This is a genomic window from Streptomyces boetiae (assembly GCF_031845405.1).
Classification (GTDB): Bacteria; Actinomycetota; Actinomycetes; order Streptomycetales; family Streptomycetaceae; genus Streptomyces; species Streptomyces boetiae.
This window is the reverse complement of sequence record NZ_JAVREN010000014.1, coordinates 36,523-54,038: the sequence shown is the minus strand read 5'-3', so window position 1 is coordinate 54,038 and position 17,516 is coordinate 36,523. Positions and strand designations below refer to the sequence as shown.

General features: G+C 76.2%; 17 protein-coding genes and 1 pseudogene. 12 read left to right on the top strand and 6 right to left on the bottom strand.

Annotated features, from left to right (window positions below; genetic code table 11):
• Nucleotides 1-93: 93 nt before the first annotated feature.
• Nucleotides 94-1,065 carry a hypothetical protein gene (locus tag RM780_RS12125; protein ID WP_311630658.1) on the bottom strand — a complete coding sequence of 324 codons (972 nt, stop codon included), beginning with the start codon at nt 1,063-1,065 and terminating at the stop codon, nt 94-96.
• Between the two features lie 71 nt (nt 1,066-1,136).
• On the opposite strand from RM780_RS12125, the gene dapE reads away from it, so the two are divergent.
• Together dapE and RM780_RS12115 are read left to right on the top strand one after the other, a co-directional pair.
• Entirely contained in the window at nt 1,137-2,246 is a 1,110-nt protein-coding gene (dapE, locus tag RM780_RS12120; protein ID WP_311630657.1) for a succinyl-diaminopimelate desuccinylase, read from the top strand.
• 42 nt (nt 2,247-2,288) lie between these two features.
• Nucleotides 2,289-3,041 (top strand): LOG family protein, encoded by a 753-nt coding sequence (locus RM780_RS12115; RefSeq protein WP_311630656.1) that lies wholly within the window; start codon nt 2,289-2,291, stop codon nt 3,039-3,041.
• A gap of 31 nt (nt 3,042-3,072) precedes the next feature.
• On the opposite strand, the gene folP is transcribed toward RM780_RS12115, so the two are convergent.
• Nucleotides 3,073-3,885, bottom strand: coding sequence for a dihydropteroate synthase (gene folP / locus RM780_RS12110; protein WP_311630713.1), 813 nt, complete (start codon nt 3,883-3,885; stop codon nt 3,073-3,075).
• A gap of 273 nt (nt 3,886-4,158) precedes the next feature.
• Here folP and RM780_RS12105 point away from each other — a divergent pair, with 273 nt between their 5' ends.
• Both RM780_RS12105 and RM780_RS12100 read left to right on the top strand, forming a co-directional pair.
• Nucleotides 4,159-4,557: a DivIVA domain-containing protein gene (locus tag RM780_RS12105; protein ID WP_311630655.1), complete on the top strand. Its 399-nt coding sequence runs from the start codon at nt 4,159-4,161 to the stop codon at nt 4,555-4,557.
• A gap of 438 nt (nt 4,558-4,995) precedes the next feature.
• Nucleotides 4,996-5,163: a DUF3117 domain-containing protein gene (locus tag RM780_RS12100; protein ID WP_019434894.1), complete on the top strand. Its 168-nt coding sequence runs from the start codon at nt 4,996-4,998 to the stop codon at nt 5,161-5,163.
• 107 nt (nt 5,164-5,270) lie between these two features.
• Here RM780_RS12100 and RM780_RS12095 read toward each other — a convergent pair whose 3' ends face one another.
• The gene (locus tag RM780_RS12095; protein ID WP_311630712.1) at nt 5,271-5,921 is read right to left on the bottom strand and encodes an O-methyltransferase; all 651 of its coding nucleotides are present in this window, start codon (nt 5,919-5,921) and stop codon (nt 5,271-5,273) included.
• A 166-nt stretch (nt 5,922-6,087) separates the two neighbouring features.
• On the opposite strand from RM780_RS12095, the gene sigE reads away from it, so the two are divergent.
• The 5 genes from sigE to RM780_RS12070 all read left to right on the top strand — a co-directional run bounded on the left by sigE (nt 6,088) and on the right by RM780_RS12070 (nt 10,648).
• Nucleotides 6,088-6,909 (top strand): RNA polymerase sigma factor SigE, encoded by an 822-nt coding sequence (gene sigE, locus RM780_RS12090; protein WP_311630653.1) that lies wholly within the window; start codon nt 6,088-6,090, stop codon nt 6,907-6,909.
• A complete protein-coding gene (locus tag RM780_RS12085) occupies nt 6,906-7,748 on the top strand; it encodes an anti-sigma factor family protein (RefSeq protein ID WP_311630652.1) in 843 nt (280 codons plus the stop codon). The genes sigE and RM780_RS12085 overlap by 4 nt, the downstream gene beginning before the upstream one ends.
• Nucleotides 7,749-7,794: 46 nt before the next feature.
• Entirely contained in the window at nt 7,795-9,207 is a 1,413-nt protein-coding gene (locus RM780_RS12080; protein WP_394812942.1) for a S1C family serine protease, read from the top strand.
• A 159-nt stretch (nt 9,208-9,366) separates the two neighbouring features.
• Nucleotides 9,367-9,828 (top strand): sec-independent translocase, encoded by a 462-nt coding sequence (locus RM780_RS12075; RefSeq protein WP_311630650.1) that lies wholly within the window; start codon nt 9,367-9,369, stop codon nt 9,826-9,828.
• 145 nt (nt 9,829-9,973) lie between these two features.
• Nucleotides 9,974-10,648 carry a hypothetical protein gene (locus RM780_RS12070; protein WP_311630649.1) on the top strand — a complete coding sequence of 225 codons (675 nt, stop codon included), beginning with the start codon at nt 9,974-9,976 and terminating at the stop codon, nt 10,646-10,648.
• A 57-nt stretch (nt 10,649-10,705) separates the two neighbouring features.
• Here RM780_RS12070 and RM780_RS12065 read toward each other — a convergent pair whose 3' ends face one another.
• Nucleotides 10,706-11,881, bottom strand: coding sequence for an Mrp/NBP35 family ATP-binding protein (locus tag RM780_RS12065; protein ID WP_311630648.1), 1,176 nt, complete (start codon nt 11,879-11,881; stop codon nt 10,706-10,708).
• Between the two features lie 83 nt (nt 11,882-11,964).
• On the opposite strand from RM780_RS12065, the gene RM780_RS12060 reads away from it, so the two are divergent.
• Nucleotides 11,965-12,732 carry a hypothetical protein gene (locus RM780_RS12060; protein WP_311630647.1) on the top strand — a complete coding sequence of 256 codons (768 nt, stop codon included), beginning with the start codon at nt 11,965-11,967 and terminating at the stop codon, nt 12,730-12,732.
• A 141-nt stretch (nt 12,733-12,873) separates the two neighbouring features.
• Here the strand turns inward: RM780_RS12060 and RM780_RS12055 are convergent, their stop codons facing one another.
• Both RM780_RS12055 and RM780_RS12050 read right to left on the bottom strand, forming a co-directional pair.
• Complete coding sequence (locus RM780_RS12055; protein WP_311630646.1) at nt 12,874-13,413, bottom strand: hypothetical protein; 540 nt, start codon at nt 13,411-13,413, stop codon at nt 12,874-12,876.
• 25 nt (nt 13,414-13,438) lie between these two features.
• Entirely contained in the window at nt 13,439-14,161 is a 723-nt protein-coding gene (locus RM780_RS12050) for a ferritin-like fold-containing protein (protein ID WP_311630645.1), read from the bottom strand.
• Between the two features lie 229 nt (nt 14,162-14,390).
• Between RM780_RS12050 and RM780_RS12045 the strand changes: the two are divergent.
• Nucleotides 14,391-16,191: pseudogene (locus RM780_RS12045) on the top strand (DEAD/DEAH box helicase).
• Nucleotides 16,188-17,090 (top strand): alpha/beta fold hydrolase, encoded by a 903-nt coding sequence (locus RM780_RS12040; protein ID WP_311630644.1) that lies wholly within the window; start codon nt 16,188-16,190, stop codon nt 17,088-17,090. The pseudogene RM780_RS12045 and the gene RM780_RS12040 overlap by 4 nt, the downstream one beginning before the upstream one ends.
• Nucleotides 17,091-17,516: the final 426 nt, after the last annotated feature.

Here is a 17,516-nt window from a genome sequence, read left to right as displayed (position 1 = left end):
CCTTCCCGTCACCCGGGGGGCGAATTGCCGCACGGGTGTGCCGGTCGCCGTGGGGCCGGACGGGTTACGCCGCGCGGGCGCGGGAGGCGGCGCTCAGGAGGCGGCGGGGAATACCGACAGGCGCAGCCCCGGCTCCGAACTCGCCACGTTCTCCTCGGACATCCGCTGCCACCCCTCCTGCGAGCGCTCCGCCTCCCAGAGCCGGTCCCCGAGGGTGATCCGCTCGATGCCCAGCTCCGCCGCGTGCGCCATCGCCCAGTGCGCCAGCTCCCAGCCGCGCGCCGTCCGGGCCGCGTCCGCCTCCTCCAGCGGCACGCTCAGGAACTCGCCGTCCGTGACGGCACCGACGTCGGCGCCGAACTGCCGCGCCAGCTCCGCCTCCACCGTTCCCGCGTCGCCCTCGGGCGCCGGGTCCGCCACGGGCGCGGCCTCCTCGTCCCAGGAGCAGGTCAGCGTGGCCCCGGCGCGGCCGGTCAGGGCGGCGGCCAGCAGCGCGGCCTCCTCCTCGTGCCCGGCGTACTCGTCGGGGTAGGCGCTGCGCTGGACGGCCTGCGCGGCCTCGGTCAGCGGCATCGTCTCCCAGCGGGGGACCTCGACCAGCCCGTCGTAGAACGCCCCGGCGGCGTACACCGGGTCGGTGACCTGCTCGGCCGTGCCCCAGCCCATCGAGGGCCGCTGCTGGAAGAGGCCCAGGGAATCCCGGTCGCCGTACCCGAGGTTGCGCAGCGTGGACTCCTGGATCGCCGTGGCCAGGGCGATCGTCACCGCGCGCTCCGGCAGGCCGCGGGCGGAGGCCACGGCCTCGATGGTCGCCGCGTTCGCCGCCTGCTGCGGCTGGAGCGTGTACGCCGCCTCCCCGCCGTCCCGCGCGGCCACCGCGCAGCGGGGCGGGTCCGGGCGCTCCTCGGGCAGGAACCGCAGCACCTGCATCACGAACCAGGCGCCCGCCCCGAGCATCGCGAGCGTGGCGAGCACGACGAACGTGGCCAGGGCGCGGCGCAGCGCGCGGCGGGGCCGCCTGTCGTTCGTCGGCGTCGGTGTCGTCGGCGTCGTCGGCTCGGGCACGCGAAGAGAGTAACGGGTGGGGCGGGGCACCGGACCCGCGAGGGAAGGGGCCCGCGGCTACGGTGAGGCCCATGGAAACCTCCGCCCCGCCCGCGCTCCGCCTCGGCCCCGACGCCGCCGCCCTCACCGCCCGGCTCGTGGACATCCCCTCCGTCAGCGGCGCGGAGGGCCCGCTGGCCGACGCCGTGGAGGCCGCCCTGCGGGAGCTGCCCTGGCTGCGCGTGGACCGCCTCGGGAACAACGTCGTCGCCCGCACCTTCCTGGGCCGCCCCGAGCGGGTGGTGCTCGCCGGGCACCTGGACACCGTGCCGGTGGCGGAGAACCTGCCCTCCCGGCTGGACGCGGACGGGGTGCTGTGGGGCTGCGGCACCTGCGACATGAAGTCGGGCGTCGCGGTCCAGCTGCGGGTGGCGGCCACCGTTCCCGAGCCGAACCGCGACCTGACGTTCGTCTTCTACGACAACGAGGAGGTCGCCGCCCACCTCAACGGCCTGGGCCGGCTGGCCGCGCGTCACCCCGACTGGCTGGCCGGGGACTTCGCCGTCCTCCTCGAGCCCTCGGGCGGCGAGGTGGAGGGCGGCTGCCAGGGCACCCTGCGGATGCTGCTGCGGCTGCCGGGCCGCCGGGCCCACTCGGCGCGCTCGTGGACCGGGGAGAACGCCATCCACGCCGCCGCCCCGGTGCTGGCCCGGCTCGCCGCGTACCGCCCGCGCCGGCCCGTGGTCGACGGCCTGGAGTACCGCGAGGGCCTGAACGCGGTGCGGATCGAGGGGGGCGTGGCCGGGAACGTCATCCCCGACGCCTGCGCCGTGACCGTCAACTACCGCTACGCGCCCGACCGGGACGAGGCCGCGGCCGTCGCCCACGTGCGGGAGGTCTTCGCGGACTGCGGGGTCGCGGAGTTCGTCGTGGACGACCACTCGCCGGCCGCGCTGCCCGGCCTGTCCCACCCGGCGGCGCGGGCGTTCATCGCGGCGGTCGGCGGCGAGCCGCGCGCCAAGTACGGCTGGACGGACGTGGCCCGCTTCAGCGCGCTGGGCGTTCCGGCCGTGAACTACGGCCCCGGCGACCCGAACCTGGCCCACAAGGCGGACGAGCGGGTGAGCGTGGCGGACGTGCTGCGCTGCGAGGAGCGGCTGCGGGCCTGGCTGACCGCGCCGCCCGCCGCGGCCCGGCCGTAGGCTGCACCAGGACGTATCAGGAGGCGGAGTGAGGAGCAGGGCATGAGCGGCGACAGCGACCCGCCGGGGGCGGGCGAGCAGCGGCGCGAGCAGCGCCTGGGCCCGGTGGTGCGCCGGCGCGAGCAGGTGACGCCGGGCACCGCCGACCAGCGGCTCCTGGACACCCGCGGGCCCTCGGACTGGGTGCACGGGGACCCCTGGCGGGTGCTGCGCATCCAGTCGGAATTCGTGGAGGGCTTCGGCGCGCTCGCCGAACTGGGGCCAGCCGTCTGCGTCTTCGGCTCCGCCCGGACCCGGCCCGGCGCGCCGGAGTACGAGCTGAGCCGGCGCATCGGGCGCGGGCTGGCGGAGGCGGGGTTCGCCGTGATCACCGGCGGCGGGCCCGGCGCGATGGAGGCGGCCAACCGCGGCGCGAGCGAGTCGGGCGGCGTCTCGGTGGGCCTGGGCATCGAGCTGCCCTTCGAGCAGGGGCTGAACGAATACGTCGACATAGGGATCAACTTCCGCTACTTCTTCGTGCGGAAGACGATGTTCGTCAAGTACGCGCAGGGCTTCCTGGTGCTGCCGGGGGGCTTCGGCACGCTGGACGAGCTGTTCGAGGCGCTCACGCTGGTGCAGACGAAGAAGGTGACCCGCTTCCCCATCGTGCTGGTCGGCTCCGCGTACTGGGGCGGGCTGGTGGACTGGCTGCGGGACACGGTGGTCGCGGAGGGCAAGGCGGCGCCGGTGGACAGCGACCTGTTCCACGTCACGGACGACCCGGAGGAGGCCATCGCCCTGGTCACCAAGCCCTGACGGCGCTCTGCCCGCGCCCGGCCGGGCCGCGTCAGGCCAGGCCGCGGCGGGCCACGGCCGGGGGGCGGCGGCCGGCGATGGAGGCGACCATGTCGAGCACCTGCCGGGTCTCGGCCACCTCGTGGACCCGGTAGACACGCGCGCCCAGCCAGGCCGAGACGGCGGTCGTGGCCAGCGTTCCCAGCAGCCGCTCCCGGACCGGCAGGTCCAGCGTCTCGCCGACGAAGTCCTTGTTGGACAGCGAGACCAGCACCGGCCAGCCCGTCGCCGCCATCTCGTCCAGCCGTCGCGTGGTCTCCAGCGAGTGCCGGGTGGACTTCCCGAAGTCGTGCCCCGGGTCGATCAGCACCGCGTCCCGGCGCACGCCCAGCCCCACGGCCCGCTCGGCCAGGCCCGTGGTCACGCGCAGAACGTCCGCCATCACGTCCTCGTACGCCACCCGGTGCGGGCGGGTGCGGGGGCGCGCGCCGCCCGCGTGGGTGCACACCAGGCCCACCCCGTGCCGGGCCGCCACCTCGGCCAGCCGTGGGTCGGCCCCGCCCCAGGCGTCGTTCAGCAGGTCGGCCCCGGCCGCGCAGGCCGCCTCCCCGACCTCGTGCCGCCAGGTGTCCACGCTGATCACCACGGAGGGGAAGCGACGGCGCACCTCGGCGACGAAGCCGGCCGTGCGGCGGATCTCCTCGGCCGCGTCCACCTCCGCGCCGGGGCCGGCCTTCACCCCGCCGACGTCGATGATCTGCGCACCCTCGGCCACCGCCCGCTCGACCCGGGCCAGCGCCGCGTCCTCGGCGAAGGTCGCGCCGCGGTCGTAGAACGAGTCGGGCGTGCGGTTGACGATGGCCATGATCACCGGCTCGTCGGGGCCGAACTCCCGGGTCCCCAGGCGCAGCGGGCCCTGCCGGACGCCGCGCTCCCCGCTCGTGTGGCTCCTGTGCCGCTCAGCCAGTCCCATTCGGCGAAGCCTACTGACCGCCCCGGCCGGGGCGGCGCCCGGCACGGGGGTGCGCACACCTCCGGCCCGGCGTGCGGCGCGCGGGCGCTGTCAGTGCGGCGTGCGACCATCGGGAGGTGGACGTGGCCCGGCGGAGGACCGGGCGGAGGGCCCAGGGGAGGCGTGGTGTTCTGGTTTCTGATGGCGGCGATGGTGGTGGTGATCGCCGCGGTCACGCTGGCCGTGCTCGGCAGCGGGGACGGCTCGGGAGGGCCGGCCGCCGGGGGCATGGCCGACGCGGAGCCGGACCGGCTGGCCGACCCGCTGCCCGCCGACCGCCCGGTCGGCCCCGCCGACGTGGTCCGGGTGCGGCTGCCCGTCGCCCCGCGGGGGTACCGGATGGCCGAGGTGGACGACGTGCTGGACCGGCTGGCCGCCGAGCTGGCCGAGCGGGACGCCCGCATCACCGAGCTGGAGACCGCGCTCGCCGGGGCCGGCGCGGGGCTGGCGGCCGGGGGGCCGCCCGGGCCGGGGCGCCCGCCGCTCCCGCCGCGCGAGATCCCGCCCCCGGCGGACGAGGGCTGAGCGGGCTGAGGGCGGGCGGGGAATTCCGCGGCCTTCCGGCTCACTTCCGGCCGCCTTCCCCTCTCCCGCTTCCGCGCGCCTTCCCCTTCCCTTGCGTTCCCTTGCGTTCCCTCGCGGCCTCCTTCCGCTTCCCTTGAGGTCTCCTTCCGCGCGCCTTCCCCGCGCGAGATCCGGGCCTTCCCCGCTGTTCCGGGAGGGCCGCGATTCCCCGTGACGCCGGCGGGACGGTCGGTTACGCGGCGGGGCGCTATCTCCGCACCGATCGGCGGATTGAGTGGTTTTGCGCGTGTGCGTTGCCGAAGGGATACCGCCCAATGTTGGTCATCGGCACGTTCCATGCGGGATAATGACCTGAAGCAATGTGTTCGAGGCCGGTGCCCCCGGTGGTGCCGGGTGCGCCGCCGGCTTCGACGGGCTGGTTCAGGAAGGGGAACGAGCATGGCGGCCATGAAGCCGCGGACGGGCGATGGTCCGCTTGAGGTGACCAAGGAGGGGCGGGGCATCATCATGCGCGTTCCGCTTGAGGGCGGTGGCCGACTCGTCGTCGAGCTCACCCCGGACGAAGCGGTCGCGCTCGACGAGGAGCTGAAGAAGGTGACCGGCTGAGCCGCCGCTCCCCGCGCCGACACACCGGCGCCGCCCCGGACGCGCCCCGGGGCGGCGCCGCTCGCGTTCCGCCCCCCGCGCGGGGCCGCCGCCCCGGCCCGCCCGTCCTAGGCGCGGGCCGCGCAGAGCAGCCCGTCGCCCGCGGGCAGCAGCGCGGGCACCAGGTCCTTGCTCTCCCGGACGGCCCGCAGCAGCTCGCGCAGCCGCCGCACCTCGGTAGGCTGTGCCGCCGAGTCCACCGTCCGCCCGCCGGCGAACACGCCCGCGAAGCAGATCAGCCCGCCGGGCCTCAGAAGCCGCAACGATTCTGCGAGATACTCCAGGCACTCCAGCCGGTCGCCGTCGCAGAACACCAGGTCATAGCCCCCGTCGGCCAGCCGCGGCAGCACGTCCAGCGCGTGGCCGGGGATGAGCCGGGCCCGGTTTCCCGCGAACCCCGCGATCCGGAACGCCTGCCGCGCGAACTGCAGCCGCTCCGGCTCCACGTCCACGGTCGTCAGCACGCCGTCCGGCCGCATGCCCGACAGCAGGTGGATGCCCGAGACCCCCGTGCCGGTGCCGATCTCCACCACCGCCCTGGCCCCCGCCACGGCGGCCAGCAGGCGCAGGGCGTCTCCCGTCCCCGGAGAGACCGGGCGCACCCCGGCGTCGGCGGCCCGCTCGCGGGCCCAGCGGAGCGCCGCCCCCTCGGCGCTCTCGGCGTCCGGTGCGCCGTACGCCTCGGCGAACGCCCAGCTCGTCAGCCGGTTGCCGGTAATCGCCCTCTCCTGTCCCCGTCTGTCACGCGCTTTGAGGGTATCGACTCCGCCGGGGAACAGGGCGCCGGGATGGGACGTTGAATCCCACGGGCGGCGCCCGCAGCGACAGGTGCGCCGTTTCGGGAGCGTCAGGAATGCTTATCCGGAGCTAACGGGCGAGGTGGCTATGGTAGGGACCCGACTGGACACCACCAGAGCCGACAGGGGAGGTGCGGCCACGTCCACCGGCCGGGGGGTGCTGAAGCGGCTCCTCCGGTCCTCCGGCGGGCCGAATTCCGTGACCGAGCACTTGGACGCCGGCGCCCACCAGGCGCGTGCCACCACCGACGAGACTCCCGCTTCCACCTCTGCCCCTGCCGCGACTGTCGCCACGTTCAACGACACCGCCGAGGGCTCCGCCTGGGCCGCGCCCAGCTGGGAGGAGATCGTCAGCACGCACAGCGCGCGCGTCTACCGCCTGGCCTACCGCCTCACGGGCAACCAGCACGACGCCGAGGACCTCACCCAGGAGGTCTTCGTCCGGGTCTTCCGGTCGCTGTCCACGTACACCCCCGGCACCTTCGAGGGCTGGCTCCACCGCATCACGACCAACCTCTTCCTCGACTCGGTGCGCCGCAGGCAGCGCATCCGGTTCGACGCCCTGGCCGAGGACGCCGCCGACCGGCTGCCCAGCCGCGAGCCCACCCCCCAGCAGCACTTCAACGACACCCACTTCGACGCGGACGTGCAGCAGGCGCTGGACACCCTGGCCCCCGACTTCCGCGCCGCCGTGGTCCTGTGCGACATCGAGGGCCTGAGCTACGAGGAGATCGCCGCCACCCTGGGCGTGAAGCTCGGCACCGTCCGCAGCCGCATCCACCGCGGGCGTTCCCACCTGCGCAAGGCGCTGCTGCACCGCTCGCCCCGGGCCCGGGCCGCCGCGCCGGAGAGCCCCGGCCTCGTGGCCGTCCCCGCCGGCGGGGCCGCGGAGGAAGGCGGCAGGGAGTGACCAGTGCCGCCGAGCCGGGCCAGGCCGACCACCACCTCGGCGAGAGCCTGGCCGCCCTCGTGGACGGCGAGCTGTCCCATGACAGCAGGGACCGCGTCCTCGCCCACCTCGCCACCTGCCCCAGCTGCAAGGCGGAGGCCGACGCCCAGCGCGAGCTGAAGAGCGCCTTCGCCGCCAGCCCCCTGCCCGCCCCTCCGGACGGGCTTCTCGCGCGTCTGCAGAGCCTTCCGGCCGAAGGCCGGGCCGAGCCCTCCGCCCGCGAGCCCCGCGACCCGCGCGGCGACCGCGGCGGCGACCCGCCCGCGCGCGAGACGCCCCGCGCCTCGCCCGGCCTCCAGCTCGTCCTCGGCGGCAGGCGCCGCGAGGCGCTGCTGGGCCCGCCGCCGCTGACCGGCGGCCGGGGCTTCCGGATCCACGAGCCGGGCGCCCTCCGGGCGCACCGGGGCCACCGGCTGGCCTTCGCCGCCGCGGGCGCGGTCTCGCTGGCGGCCTTCGCCATCGGCGGCGCCGTGAGCGGCGCGGGTGCCGGGGCGGGCCAGGCGCCCGGCGGGGCCCAGGGAGCGCTCAGCTCCGTGGCCGCGGGCGCCGGGGTCACCCCGGCGAGCACGGGCCGCCCGGCGGGCGGGCGTTCGGAGGCCGAGGCCGAGGACCGCCTCCCGCTGGTGTACTCCGCGCAGGCCGCCGGGTTTGCCGCCCTCAGCGCGCCCAGCGGGCCGGTCGGCCACGGCGGTCAGCTGCTTCCCCTGCTGGGGGCCCGGTTCGAGCTGGTGTCCGCGCCCGACCCGGCGGTGGGTCCCGCGGCGGAGCCGTCGGTGCTGCCCGCCGTGAGCCCCCGCTGATTTCCGCCGACTGACCTGGTTCAATTCAGTTCCGGGTAAGCACGGCGTGAAGACGATGGGGAAAGCTGCCATGGACAAGGGGAACGGCCTTCCGGGCCGGGAGGCGGACCGCGAGGACCCGTACAGCACCCCGCCGTACGGCCAGCCCGGCCCCTGGGCCCCGGCGCCGCCGGTGCAGCGCCCCACGCCCACCCCGCCGGCCGGCACCCACGTGCCGCCCCCGCAGCCCGTGCCCGCGGACCTGCCGCCGCCGCCCGAGGGCGCCGAGCCCGTGCGGTACGACCCTTGGGCCACCTCGGGGACGACCGGCGCCCCGCCCCCGCCCGGCCCCGGCGCGCCGCCGTCCCCCCGCGAGGGACGCCCGCCGTTCGCCCGGCTGGTGGCCGGCGCCGCCGCGATCGCGCTGCTGGCCGGGGTCCTCGGCGGCGTCCTCGGCGTCTACCTGGAGCGCGAGGGCGCCTTCAGCGAGGTGCGGCTCCCGCAGGCCGGCGGCTCGGAGGGCCCGCCCGCCGACGGCAGCATCGCCGGGATCGCGGACGCCGTGCTGCCCGGCGTGGTCACCCTGCACGTCTCGGGCGGCGGCTCCTCTGGCACCGGCACCGGCTTCGTCCTCGACGACCAGGGCCACATCCTCACCAACGCCCACGTGGTCCGCCCGGCGGGGGCCGCCGGCGTGATAGAGGTCACCTTCAGCAGCGGGGACACCGCCCAGGCCGAGGTCGTCGGCCAGGACAGCGGCTACGACCTCGCGGTCGTGCGGGTCTCCGGCGTCTCCGGGCTGAGCCCGCTGACCCTGGGGAACTCCGACGCCGTGCGGGTGGGCGACCCGGTGGTCGCCATCGGCGCTCCCTTCGACCTGGCCGGCACGGTCACCTCCGGCATCATCTCGGCCACCGAGCGCCCCATCACGGCGGGCGGCGAGGAGGCCGACGGCTCCGACGTCAGCTACGTCAACGCCCTCCAGACCGACGCCCCGATCAACCCGGGCAACTCCGGCGGCCCGCTGGTCGACATCGGCGGCCGGGTCATCGGCGTCAACAGCGCCATCCGCACCGCCGACAGCGGCGGCCTGGACGCCGGGCAGGCCGGCAGCGTCGGCCTCGGCTTCGCCATCCCGGTCAACCAGGCCCGCGACGTCGCCGAGCAGCTGATCAACACCGGCCGCGCCACCCACCCCGTCATCGGCGTCACCCTCGACACCGGGTACCTCGGCGACGGCGCCCGCATCGGCAGCTCCAACGGCCAGCCCGCCGTGGTCCCCGGCGGCCCGGCCGAGCGGGCGGGCGTGCGCGAGGGCGACATCATCACGGCCGTGGACGGCGACCGGGTGCGCAGCGGCGACGAGCTGATCGTCCGCATCCGAAGCCGCCGCCCCGGCGACGAGCTGACCCTGACCGTCCAGCGCGGCGGCCAGGAGCTGTCCCTGCCGGTCACCCTGGGCGAGTCCTCGGGTGACTGAGCCGGCCGCCTCCGCACGCGGCCCGGAGCGGCCCCCGGCGCGCGGACGGCGGCGGGCGCGTGGCCGGACGTTCACCCCGCGGTGGCCCGCATCGTCTCCCGCGGGCCGCCCCCGGCGGGGTACCGTGGCCGTCTACCGCATGCGTGAGGGAGCTGCCAGGTGTTCTTCGATATAGGGTCCCTTGAGTTCCTGGTCCTGGTGATCCTCGCCATCCTCGTGTTCGGGCCGGAGAAGCTGCCGAAGATGATCCAGGACGCCGCGGCGTTCCTGCGCAAGATCCGCGAGTTCTCCGACAACGCCAAGCGGGACATCCGCAGCGAGCTGGGCCCCGACTTCCAGGACTTCGACTTCGAGGACCTCAACCCCCGCACCTTCGCCCGCAAGCACCTGCTCAACGACAAGGACGAGTACGGCCTCAAGGAGCTGAAGGAGCTGACGAGCGGCCTGGACGTGCGCCAGGACCTCTCCGAGGCCACGGACGCGGCGAACGGCCGCCCGGCCCGCAGGAACGGCACCGGCGTCCCCCGTCCCGCGGCCGGGGGAGCCGTCCGGCTGGACAAGGGCACCGCCGGCCCCTCCGCCCCCAAGGACCCGGCGCCCTACGACTCCGACGCCACCTGAGTGGATGCGGCCCCTTCGGGGGCACCTGACGGCGACCGGTCTCCCGCCCCGCCCGCCCGTCCAACCAGTGTGGCTATCCTCCCTATGTCCGGGGTGTGCCCAGGACGAGGCCAATCTCGAGGCCAATGAGGAGGCGTCGCGTTACATGGAGACGACGAGTCGGGCGGAGCCGCAGGACGCGTCCGGGGGGCAGGCAGCGCCGCAGCAGCAGGGCCAGGGCGTGCCGGGCGCGCGCCGCGCGGTCGAGGGCTACCTGATGGCCGGCTTCCCCTGGTACGGGCTGGACGACGCGTTCACCGGCCCGCGCTGGCTGATGCAGGTCGGCGTGGCCGCCGACGGCGCGGTGGAGCACGGCTCCACGGGGCACGGCGACGAGCCGTCGCTGCGGGGAGAGCTGGGCGAGGAGGAGCAGCGATTCGCCGTGGTGGTGACGGTCGCCAGCCGGCCGGTGCGCCGCAGCCCCGACGGCACCGGCGTGCTGGAGGCCACATCCGTCTCCTCCGCCGCCTGGCTGGCCGGGTCCGGCCTGCTGTCCTGCACCTGGCCGACCCAGATGGAGCGCGCGCTGCGGCAGGACTGGCTGGAGCAGCAGACCGCCATCGCCTGGGAGCTGGCCGACGACCTGGACGGCGGGAGCTGGACCGGGCTCTCGCTGCCGGTGGACGGCGTGCCCACCGACTTCCACTACCGGGAGTCCGAGTACGGCTGGGTGCTGGCCGGCTCCACGCACCGGGACGTGCACATCGGCGTGTACGGGCGCGGGATGAGCGCCTACGGCCTTGGCTTCGCCGTGGTCAAGGACATCGAGAGCTACGCCTAGGGCGCTCGCCCTGGGGCCCCTGCCCGGACGGGCAGGGGCGGGCCCCGGGCGGGGCCGTCAGAACTTGTTGCGCGGCGTCAGGCCGAGGGAGAGGCCCGCCAGGCCGCGCTGCCGGACTCCCAGCGAGGACGCGATCGAGCGCAGCGCCGCGCCCGCCGGGGAGTCCGGGTCGGAGAGAACGACCGGCTTCCCGCCGTCGCCGCCCTCCCGCAGCCGCACGTCGATGGGGATCGAGCCCAGCAGCGGCACCTCGGCGCCCGTCGTCCGGGTCAGCCCCTCGGCGACCTGCCGGCCGCCGCCGCTGCCGAAGACGTCCACCATCTCGCCGCAGTGCGGGCAGGGCAGGCCGGCCATGTTCTCCACCACGCCGACGACCTTCTGGTGCGTCTGGACCGCGATGGCCCCGGCGCGCTCCGCGACCTCGGCCGCGGCCTGCTGCGGGGTGGTGACCACCAGGATCTCCGCTCCCGGCACGAGCTGCGCGACCGAGATGGCGATGTCGCCGGTGCCCGGGGGCAGGTCGAGCAGCAGCACGTCCAGGTCGCCCCAGTACACGTCCGCCAGGAACTGCTGGAGCGCGCGGTGCAGCATCGGGCCGCGCCAGACCACGGGCGCGTTGCCCGGCGTGAACATCCCGATCGAGATCACCTTCACGCCGTGCGCGGACGGCGGCATGATCATGTTCTCCACCTGGGTGGGGCTGCCGTCCGCGCCGAGCATCCGCGGCACCGAGTGGCCGTAGATGTCGGCGTCCACGACGCCCACCTTCAGGCCGTCGGCCGCCATCGCCGCGGCCAGGTTGACCGTGACCGAGGACTTGCCGACGCCGCCCTTGCCGGAGGCCACCGCGTACACCCGCGTCAGGGAGCCCGGCTTGGCGAACGGCACCTCCCGCTCGGCCTGCCCGCCCCGCAGCGTGGTCGCCAGCTCCCGCCGCTGCTCGTCGCTCATCACGTCGAGCTCGACCCGCACCCCGGTCACACCGGCCACGCCGCGCACCGCCTCCGCGACGTTCGAGGTGATCGTCTCCCGCATGGGACAGCCCTGGACGGTCAGGTACACGGCGACCGCCACGGAGCCGTCCGGGGCGATCTCCACGGACTTCACCATGCCGAGGTCGGTGATGGGCCGGTGGATCTCCGGGTCGTTCACCCGCGCGAGGGCCGCGCGCACGGCCTCCTCGGTGGGGACGGTGCCGGCCGCGCCCGGGGCGGTGGGAGTATCGGTAGCCATGCCCCCGATGGTACGGCGCGGCCGGTGCGGCGGGGGACCGGCCCGTCACGGGGCCCGCGGGGCAGCCGGTACGCTGCTGCGTCGTGATCCGAACCGCCCCCGCCACCCGCGTACGCCGGTCCCGGTGGCGCAGGGCCGCGGCCAGCCTGGCCTGCGCCGGGCTGCTGGCCCTGACCTCGGCCGCCTGCTCCTCCCCCGAGGACCCCGACGAGGGCACCAACGGCGTCGGCGAGCTGCCGCCCGAGGAGATCGCGGAACGCGCGCGGCGGGCCGCCGCCTCCGCCGAGACCGTCCGGCTCTCCGGGACCGTGCTCACCCAGGGGGTCACCTACGAGCTCGACGTCCGCCTCGGCACCGAGGGCGCGGCGGGGCAGGTCTCCGCGGAGGGCACCACCTTCGAGCTGCTGCGGATCGGCGAGGAGCTGTACATCCGGGCCGACGCGGCGTTCTGGGAGGCCGCGGAGCTGCCCGAGGAGCTGGAGACCGACCCGGCCGAGACGCTGGAGGGCCGCTACGTCCGGGTCCCGCCCGAGGACCCGGCGTACGCGGAGTTCAGCGGCTTCACGGACAAGAACACGCTGCTGGACGGGCTGCTCTCGCTCCAGGGCGAGCTGGAGGCCGGGGACCGGGGCGAGCGGGAGGGCGTGCGGACCATCCGCGTCGAGGGCGACGAGGGCACCGGCGGTGCCATGGAGGTCGCGCTGATCGGCGAGCCCTACCCGCTGCGCCTGGAGCGCGGCGGCGACGCCGGCACGGTGACGCTGAACGCCTGGGGCGAGGAGTTCCCCCTCACCCCACCGGACGAGGAACAGATCGTCGACTACGGCGAGGAGGTCATCTCGCCCGAGTAGCCCTTGCCGGGCGGCTCGGGCCCGCATGCGTTCCGGCCGCCCGGGGGCCGGGAGGCCATTCGGCCCGGCGGGGAGACCACGCCCGGCCTGGCGTCCGGCGGGTCCGGGAGGCTGTCCGGGCCTGCCGGCGAAGCCCCCTGGTCAGCCCGGCCGGCGGCCGGGGCCGCGGCGGGCCGGGAGGCCCGTGGGGAGGGGGCCGCGGGTGGTTGCGGAGGTCGGTGGGGGCGGGGCCGCCTGGAGGGAGGACGGCATCGTTCCCGGGCGTTCCTCCGGCTCGCCCGCGGGGACCAGCCGCAGTACCCGGCAGTCCCCGGCCCAGCGCGCGGTCAGCGCCTCCGCGTCCCGCGGGGCGTTCAGCCGCTTGCCCGCCAGCTCCGCGGCCGTCGCCCGCCACTCCTCGCCGCCCGGCTCCGGCTCGCGCACCGCGGCCGGCCAGACCACCAGCCGCCCGCCCTTGTCCTTGCTGCGCAGCGTCACCGTGGCCGTTGAGCCGTCCACGAGCCCCAGGCCGTCCAGCGGCTGCTCCCCGGGGCCGCCGACCAGGCACAGCGCGCCCTCGTGCCAGACGTGCCACAGCGGGCGGGCCGGCCCCTGGGGGCCGCGCACCCAGGCCAGGGAGGACTTGCGCGCGGCCTCCTCGATCAGGTGCCGCGCGGTCGCGGACGGAGCGTCGTGCGTCATGGGGGGAGCGTAACGGCCGCCCGGCTCAGGCCGACAGGCCCAGCGCCGCCATCCGCTTGGTGTGCGCCTCGGTGATCCGCGAGAACATCCGCCCGATCTCCGCCAGGTCGAAGCCGTCGGCCACGCCGCCCACCAGCATCGTGGACAGCGCGTCGCGGTCCGCGACCACCCGCTGCGCCTGGGACAGCGCCTCGCCCATCAGCCGCCGCGCCCACAGCGCCAGCCGCCCGCCGACCCGCGGCTCGGCCTCGATCGCGGAGCGCACCTTCTCCACGGCGAACGAGGCATGCCCGGTGTCGTCCAGCACCCCCAGGACGAGGGAGCGGGTGTCGGTGTCCAGCCGGGAGGCCACCTCGCGGTAGAAGTCGGCCGCGATGGCGTCGCCCACGTACGCCTTGACCAGGCCCTCCAGCCAGTCCGAGGGCGCCGTCAGCCGGTGGAACTCCTCCAGCGGCGCCGCGAAGGGCTCCATCGCCGTGACCGGGTCCTCGTCGATCTGCCGCAGCCGCTCGGTCAGCTGCTCGAAGTGGTGGAACTCGGCCGCGGCCATCCGCGCCAGGGCGGCCTTGTCCGTCACCGTCGGCGCCAGCTTCGCGTCCTCGGCCAGCCGCTCGAAGGCCGCCAGCTCGCCGTAGGCCAGCGCGCCGAGGAGGTCGACCACGGCCGCCCGGTACCGCGGGTCGGCGGACGCGCGCGGCCAGTCGGCCGCGGCGACGGTGACCGGCTCGTCGGGCGTGGGTGCTTCCATCTGGCGGTTCTCCTTCGCGGGCGGCTCTGCGGCGCGTGTGAACAATAGCCTGGCCCCGCCCGGGCGCCCCGGGCGGACAGTCACCCGCGCACAGTCCCCCGGAAACACGGCCTGACACATGTGCGCGGTTCCGAGGTACAGTGATATAGAGGCCCGCTTCTAGGTGGTGGGCCCATCCCCATGCTGGAGACCCCTGGGCCCGGACGACCGGAGCCCAGGATCCCCGAGGATGCCCGGTCGGTGGCCCGATCGGCTCCGACCTGACCAGCCCTCCGCACGGCGCGTGCTCCCCGCACGGGCCGCGGCATGAGGGACCCGCTCGCGCGGTGCGTGCGCTTGAGCGAGACGACCGGGTCCCGCGCCGGACGGGCGGCCTGCCCCGACGCAGGGGCGGACGTTCCACGACGGCTCGGTGAGCAGACCCGCCTCGCCGCCGCGCGCCGCGTCACACAGAAGAGGCAACCACCCTGTCCGCTACCACCTTCCGAGATCTCGGGATCCTGGCCGAGACGGCCGAGGCCCTGGAGGCCGTCGGCATCATCACCCCGTTCCCCATCCAGGAGATGACCCTCCCCGTCGCCCTCAACGGCCGGGACGTCATCGGCCAGGCCAAGACCGGCACGGGCAAGACGCTCGGCTTCGGCCTGCCGCTGCTGGAGGCCGTCACCGTCCCCGCCGACGTCGAGGCCGGCCGCGCCGGCCCCGAGCTGCTGACCGACGCCCCGCAGGCCCTCGTGGTCGTCCCCACCCGCGAGCTGTGCCAGCAGGTGACGAACGACCTGCTGACCGCAGGCAAGGTCCGCAACGTCCGGGTCCTGTCGATCTACGGCGGACGCGCGTACGAGCCACAGGTCGAGGCCCTGGTCCGCGGCGTGGACGTCGTCGTCGGCACCCCCGGGCGGCTGCTCGACCTGGCCGGCCAGCGGAAGCTCGACCTCTCGCACGTGCGCTGCCTGGTGCTGGACGAGGCCGACGAGATGCTCGACCTGGGCTTCCTGCCCGACGTCGAGAAGATCATCGAGCGGCTGCCGTCCACCCGGCAGACCATGCTGTTCTCGGCGACGATGCCCGGCCAGGTGATCGGGCTCGCCCGCCGCTACATGAGCCAGCCCACGCACATCCGCGCCACCGAGCCCGACGACGAGGGCGCCACGGTGGCCAACACCACACAGCACGTCTTCCGGGCGCACTCGCTGGACAAGGCCGAGATGGTCTCCCGCATCCTCCAGGCCAACGGCCGGGGCCTGGCGATGATCTTCTGCCGCACCAAGCGCACCGCCGCGGACGTGGCCGAGCAGCTGGAGCGGCGCGGCTTCGCCTCGGGGGCCGTGCACGGCGACCTGGGCCAGGGCGCGCGCGAGCAGGCGCTGCGGGCGTTCCGCAACGGCAAGGTCGACGTGCTGGTCTGCACGGACGTGGCCGCCCGCGGCATCGACGTGGACGGCGTCACGCACGTGATCAACTACCAGACGCCCGAGGACGAGAAGACCTACCTCCACCGCATCGGCCGCACCGGCCGCGCGGGGGCCACCGGCATCGCCGTCACGCTGGTCGACTGGGACGACATCCCGCGCTGGCAGCTGATCAACAAGGCGCTGGGCCTGGACTTCCCCGACCCGCCGGAGACCTACTCCACCTCGCCGCACCTCTTCGAGGCGCTGGACATCCCCGAGGGCACCAAGGGCACGCTGCCGCGCGCCGAGCGGACCCGCGCGGGCCTGGACGCGGAGGAGGTCGAGGACCTCGGCGGCCCCGGCGCCCGGGGCAAGCGCGGCGCGCGCGAGAGCCGCGAGCCGCGCCCGGAGCGGGCGCGCGCGCCCCGGCAGCGGCGGCGCACGCGGGGCGGCCTCGCCGTCGCGGGCGAGGACGGCGCGTCCCAGGCGCCGCAGGCGTCCCCGGACGGGCCGTCCGCAGCGGCCGGGCCATCCTCCGACGGCGCCGCGGACGGGGCCGAGGGGTCCCGCGCCCCGCGCCGCCGCAGGCGGCGCCGCACCCGGGGCGGCCAGTCCGCCGCCCCCGAAGCGGAGTGAGCCGCCCTCCCTTCTGCGTCCCGCCGGCCGGGGTGCGGGCCCACCGGCTCGCCACCCGGCGCGGCGAGTTCGCCGTTCTCGATGCCGGGCCCGCGCCCGGCATCCCGTGCGCCGGCACGGCTCTCCTGGTGCCCGGGTACACCGGCAGCAAGGAGGACTTCATCGCGCTGCTCCGGCCGCTGGCGGCGGCCGGGTTCCGCGCGGTCGCCGTGGACGGCCGCGGGCAGTACGAGACGCTGGGCCCCGGCTCGCGGGCCGCGTACGGGCTCGGCGCGCTGGCCGAGGACGTGCTCGCGCAGGGCGAGGCCCTGGCGGGCGGCGGCCCCGTGCACCTGACCGGGCACTCGCTCGGCGGCCTGATCGCGCGCGGCGCGGTGCTGCGCGCGATGGCCGCGGGCACCTTGCCGGCGCCCTTCGCCTCCCTGACGCTGATGGCCTCGGGCCCCGCCCGCGTGGCCCGGTTCCAGCGCTGGCGGGTGCGGCTGCTGGTCGCGACGCTGCCGGTGCTGGGCCCCTCCGCGGTGTGGCGGATGTGGAACCCCCGCCCCGAGGCCGGCGAGATCGGGGCGTTTCTGCGCACCCGCTGGCTGGCCCACACGCCGCAGCAACTGCTGGCCACCGGCCGGACGCTGCGCCACGAGCCCGACCGCGTCGCGCGCCTGGCCGCGGCGGGCCTGCCGGTCCACGTCCTCTCCGGCGAGCGCGACGGCGCCTGGCCGGTCCCCCTGCTGGACCGCATGGCCCGCCGGCTCAACGCCCGCCGCACCGTGATCCGCGACGCCGAGCACTCCCCGAACGCGGAGCAGCCCGAGGCCACGGCCGCGGCCCTCACGGACTTCTGGCTGACGGCCACCTCCCGCCCGGCGCCGGCCGGCCGGAGAACGGCCGCCCCGGCCTGAGCGCGCGGTACCGCGCCACGCGCGGTACCGCGCCACGGATTCGCCCGCGTCCCGGCGCGGCAAAGACGCCGCCGGACGCGAGGCGTCGCTGCCGGCCAACGCCGGCCGTCGCACCGGTCCGCACGGGGGGAGAGAGCGCCCCGGCACGGACGTGCCACACACCACGGCCTCCGGATGCCGCTCCGGCTGGGAGCGACGGGACCGGCGTCCGTGTGCGGGTCCTCAGGCCTGCGACCGGCAGATCGGCGCGCGGTGCCCTGCGGAGCGGGCCGAGCCGGAGAGGAACGACCGGGGCCTCGGCGAAGGCCCCCCCGGCCACGGGCGGCGCGGGACGGGCGTCCGCGGCGGGTGCCTGCGCGGCGCGGATGGTCGTGGTCGCCCGCTTCCGGTGAGCCGGGCGTTGGCCGTTCGCCCGGGGCGGCGCCG

Coding starts and splice junctions, on each gene's coding strand:
- RM780_RS12065 (WP_311630648.1), bottom strand. CDS start 11,881: ATGGCTACCGATACTCCCACCGCCCCGGGCGCGGCCGGCACCGTCCCC.
- RM780_RS12055 (WP_311630646.1), bottom strand. CDS start 13,413: ATGACGCACGACGCTCCGTCCGCGACCGCGCGGCACCTGATCGAGGAG.
- RM780_RS12070 (WP_311630649.1), top strand. CDS start 9,974: ATGGAGACGACGAGTCGGGCGGAGCCGCAGGACGCGTCCGGGGGGCAG.
- RM780_RS12100 (WP_019434894.1), top strand. CDS start 4,996: ATGGCGGCCATGAAGCCGCGGACGGGCGATGGTCCGCTTGAGGTGACC.
- RM780_RS12050 (WP_311630645.1), bottom strand. CDS start 14,161: ATGGAAGCACCCACGCCCGACGAGCCGGTCACCGTCGCCGCGGCCGAC.
- dapE (WP_311630657.1), top strand. CDS start 1,137: ATGGAAACCTCCGCCCCGCCCGCGCTCCGCCTCGGCCCCGACGCCGCC.
- folP (WP_311630713.1), bottom strand. CDS start 3,885: ATGGCCATCGTCAACCGCACGCCCGACTCGTTCTACGACCGCGGCGCG.
- RM780_RS12115 (WP_311630656.1), top strand. CDS start 2,289: ATGAGCGGCGACAGCGACCCGCCGGGGGCGGGCGAGCAGCGGCGCGAG.
- sigE (WP_311630653.1), top strand. CDS start 6,088: ATGGTAGGGACCCGACTGGACACCACCAGAGCCGACAGGGGAGGTGCG.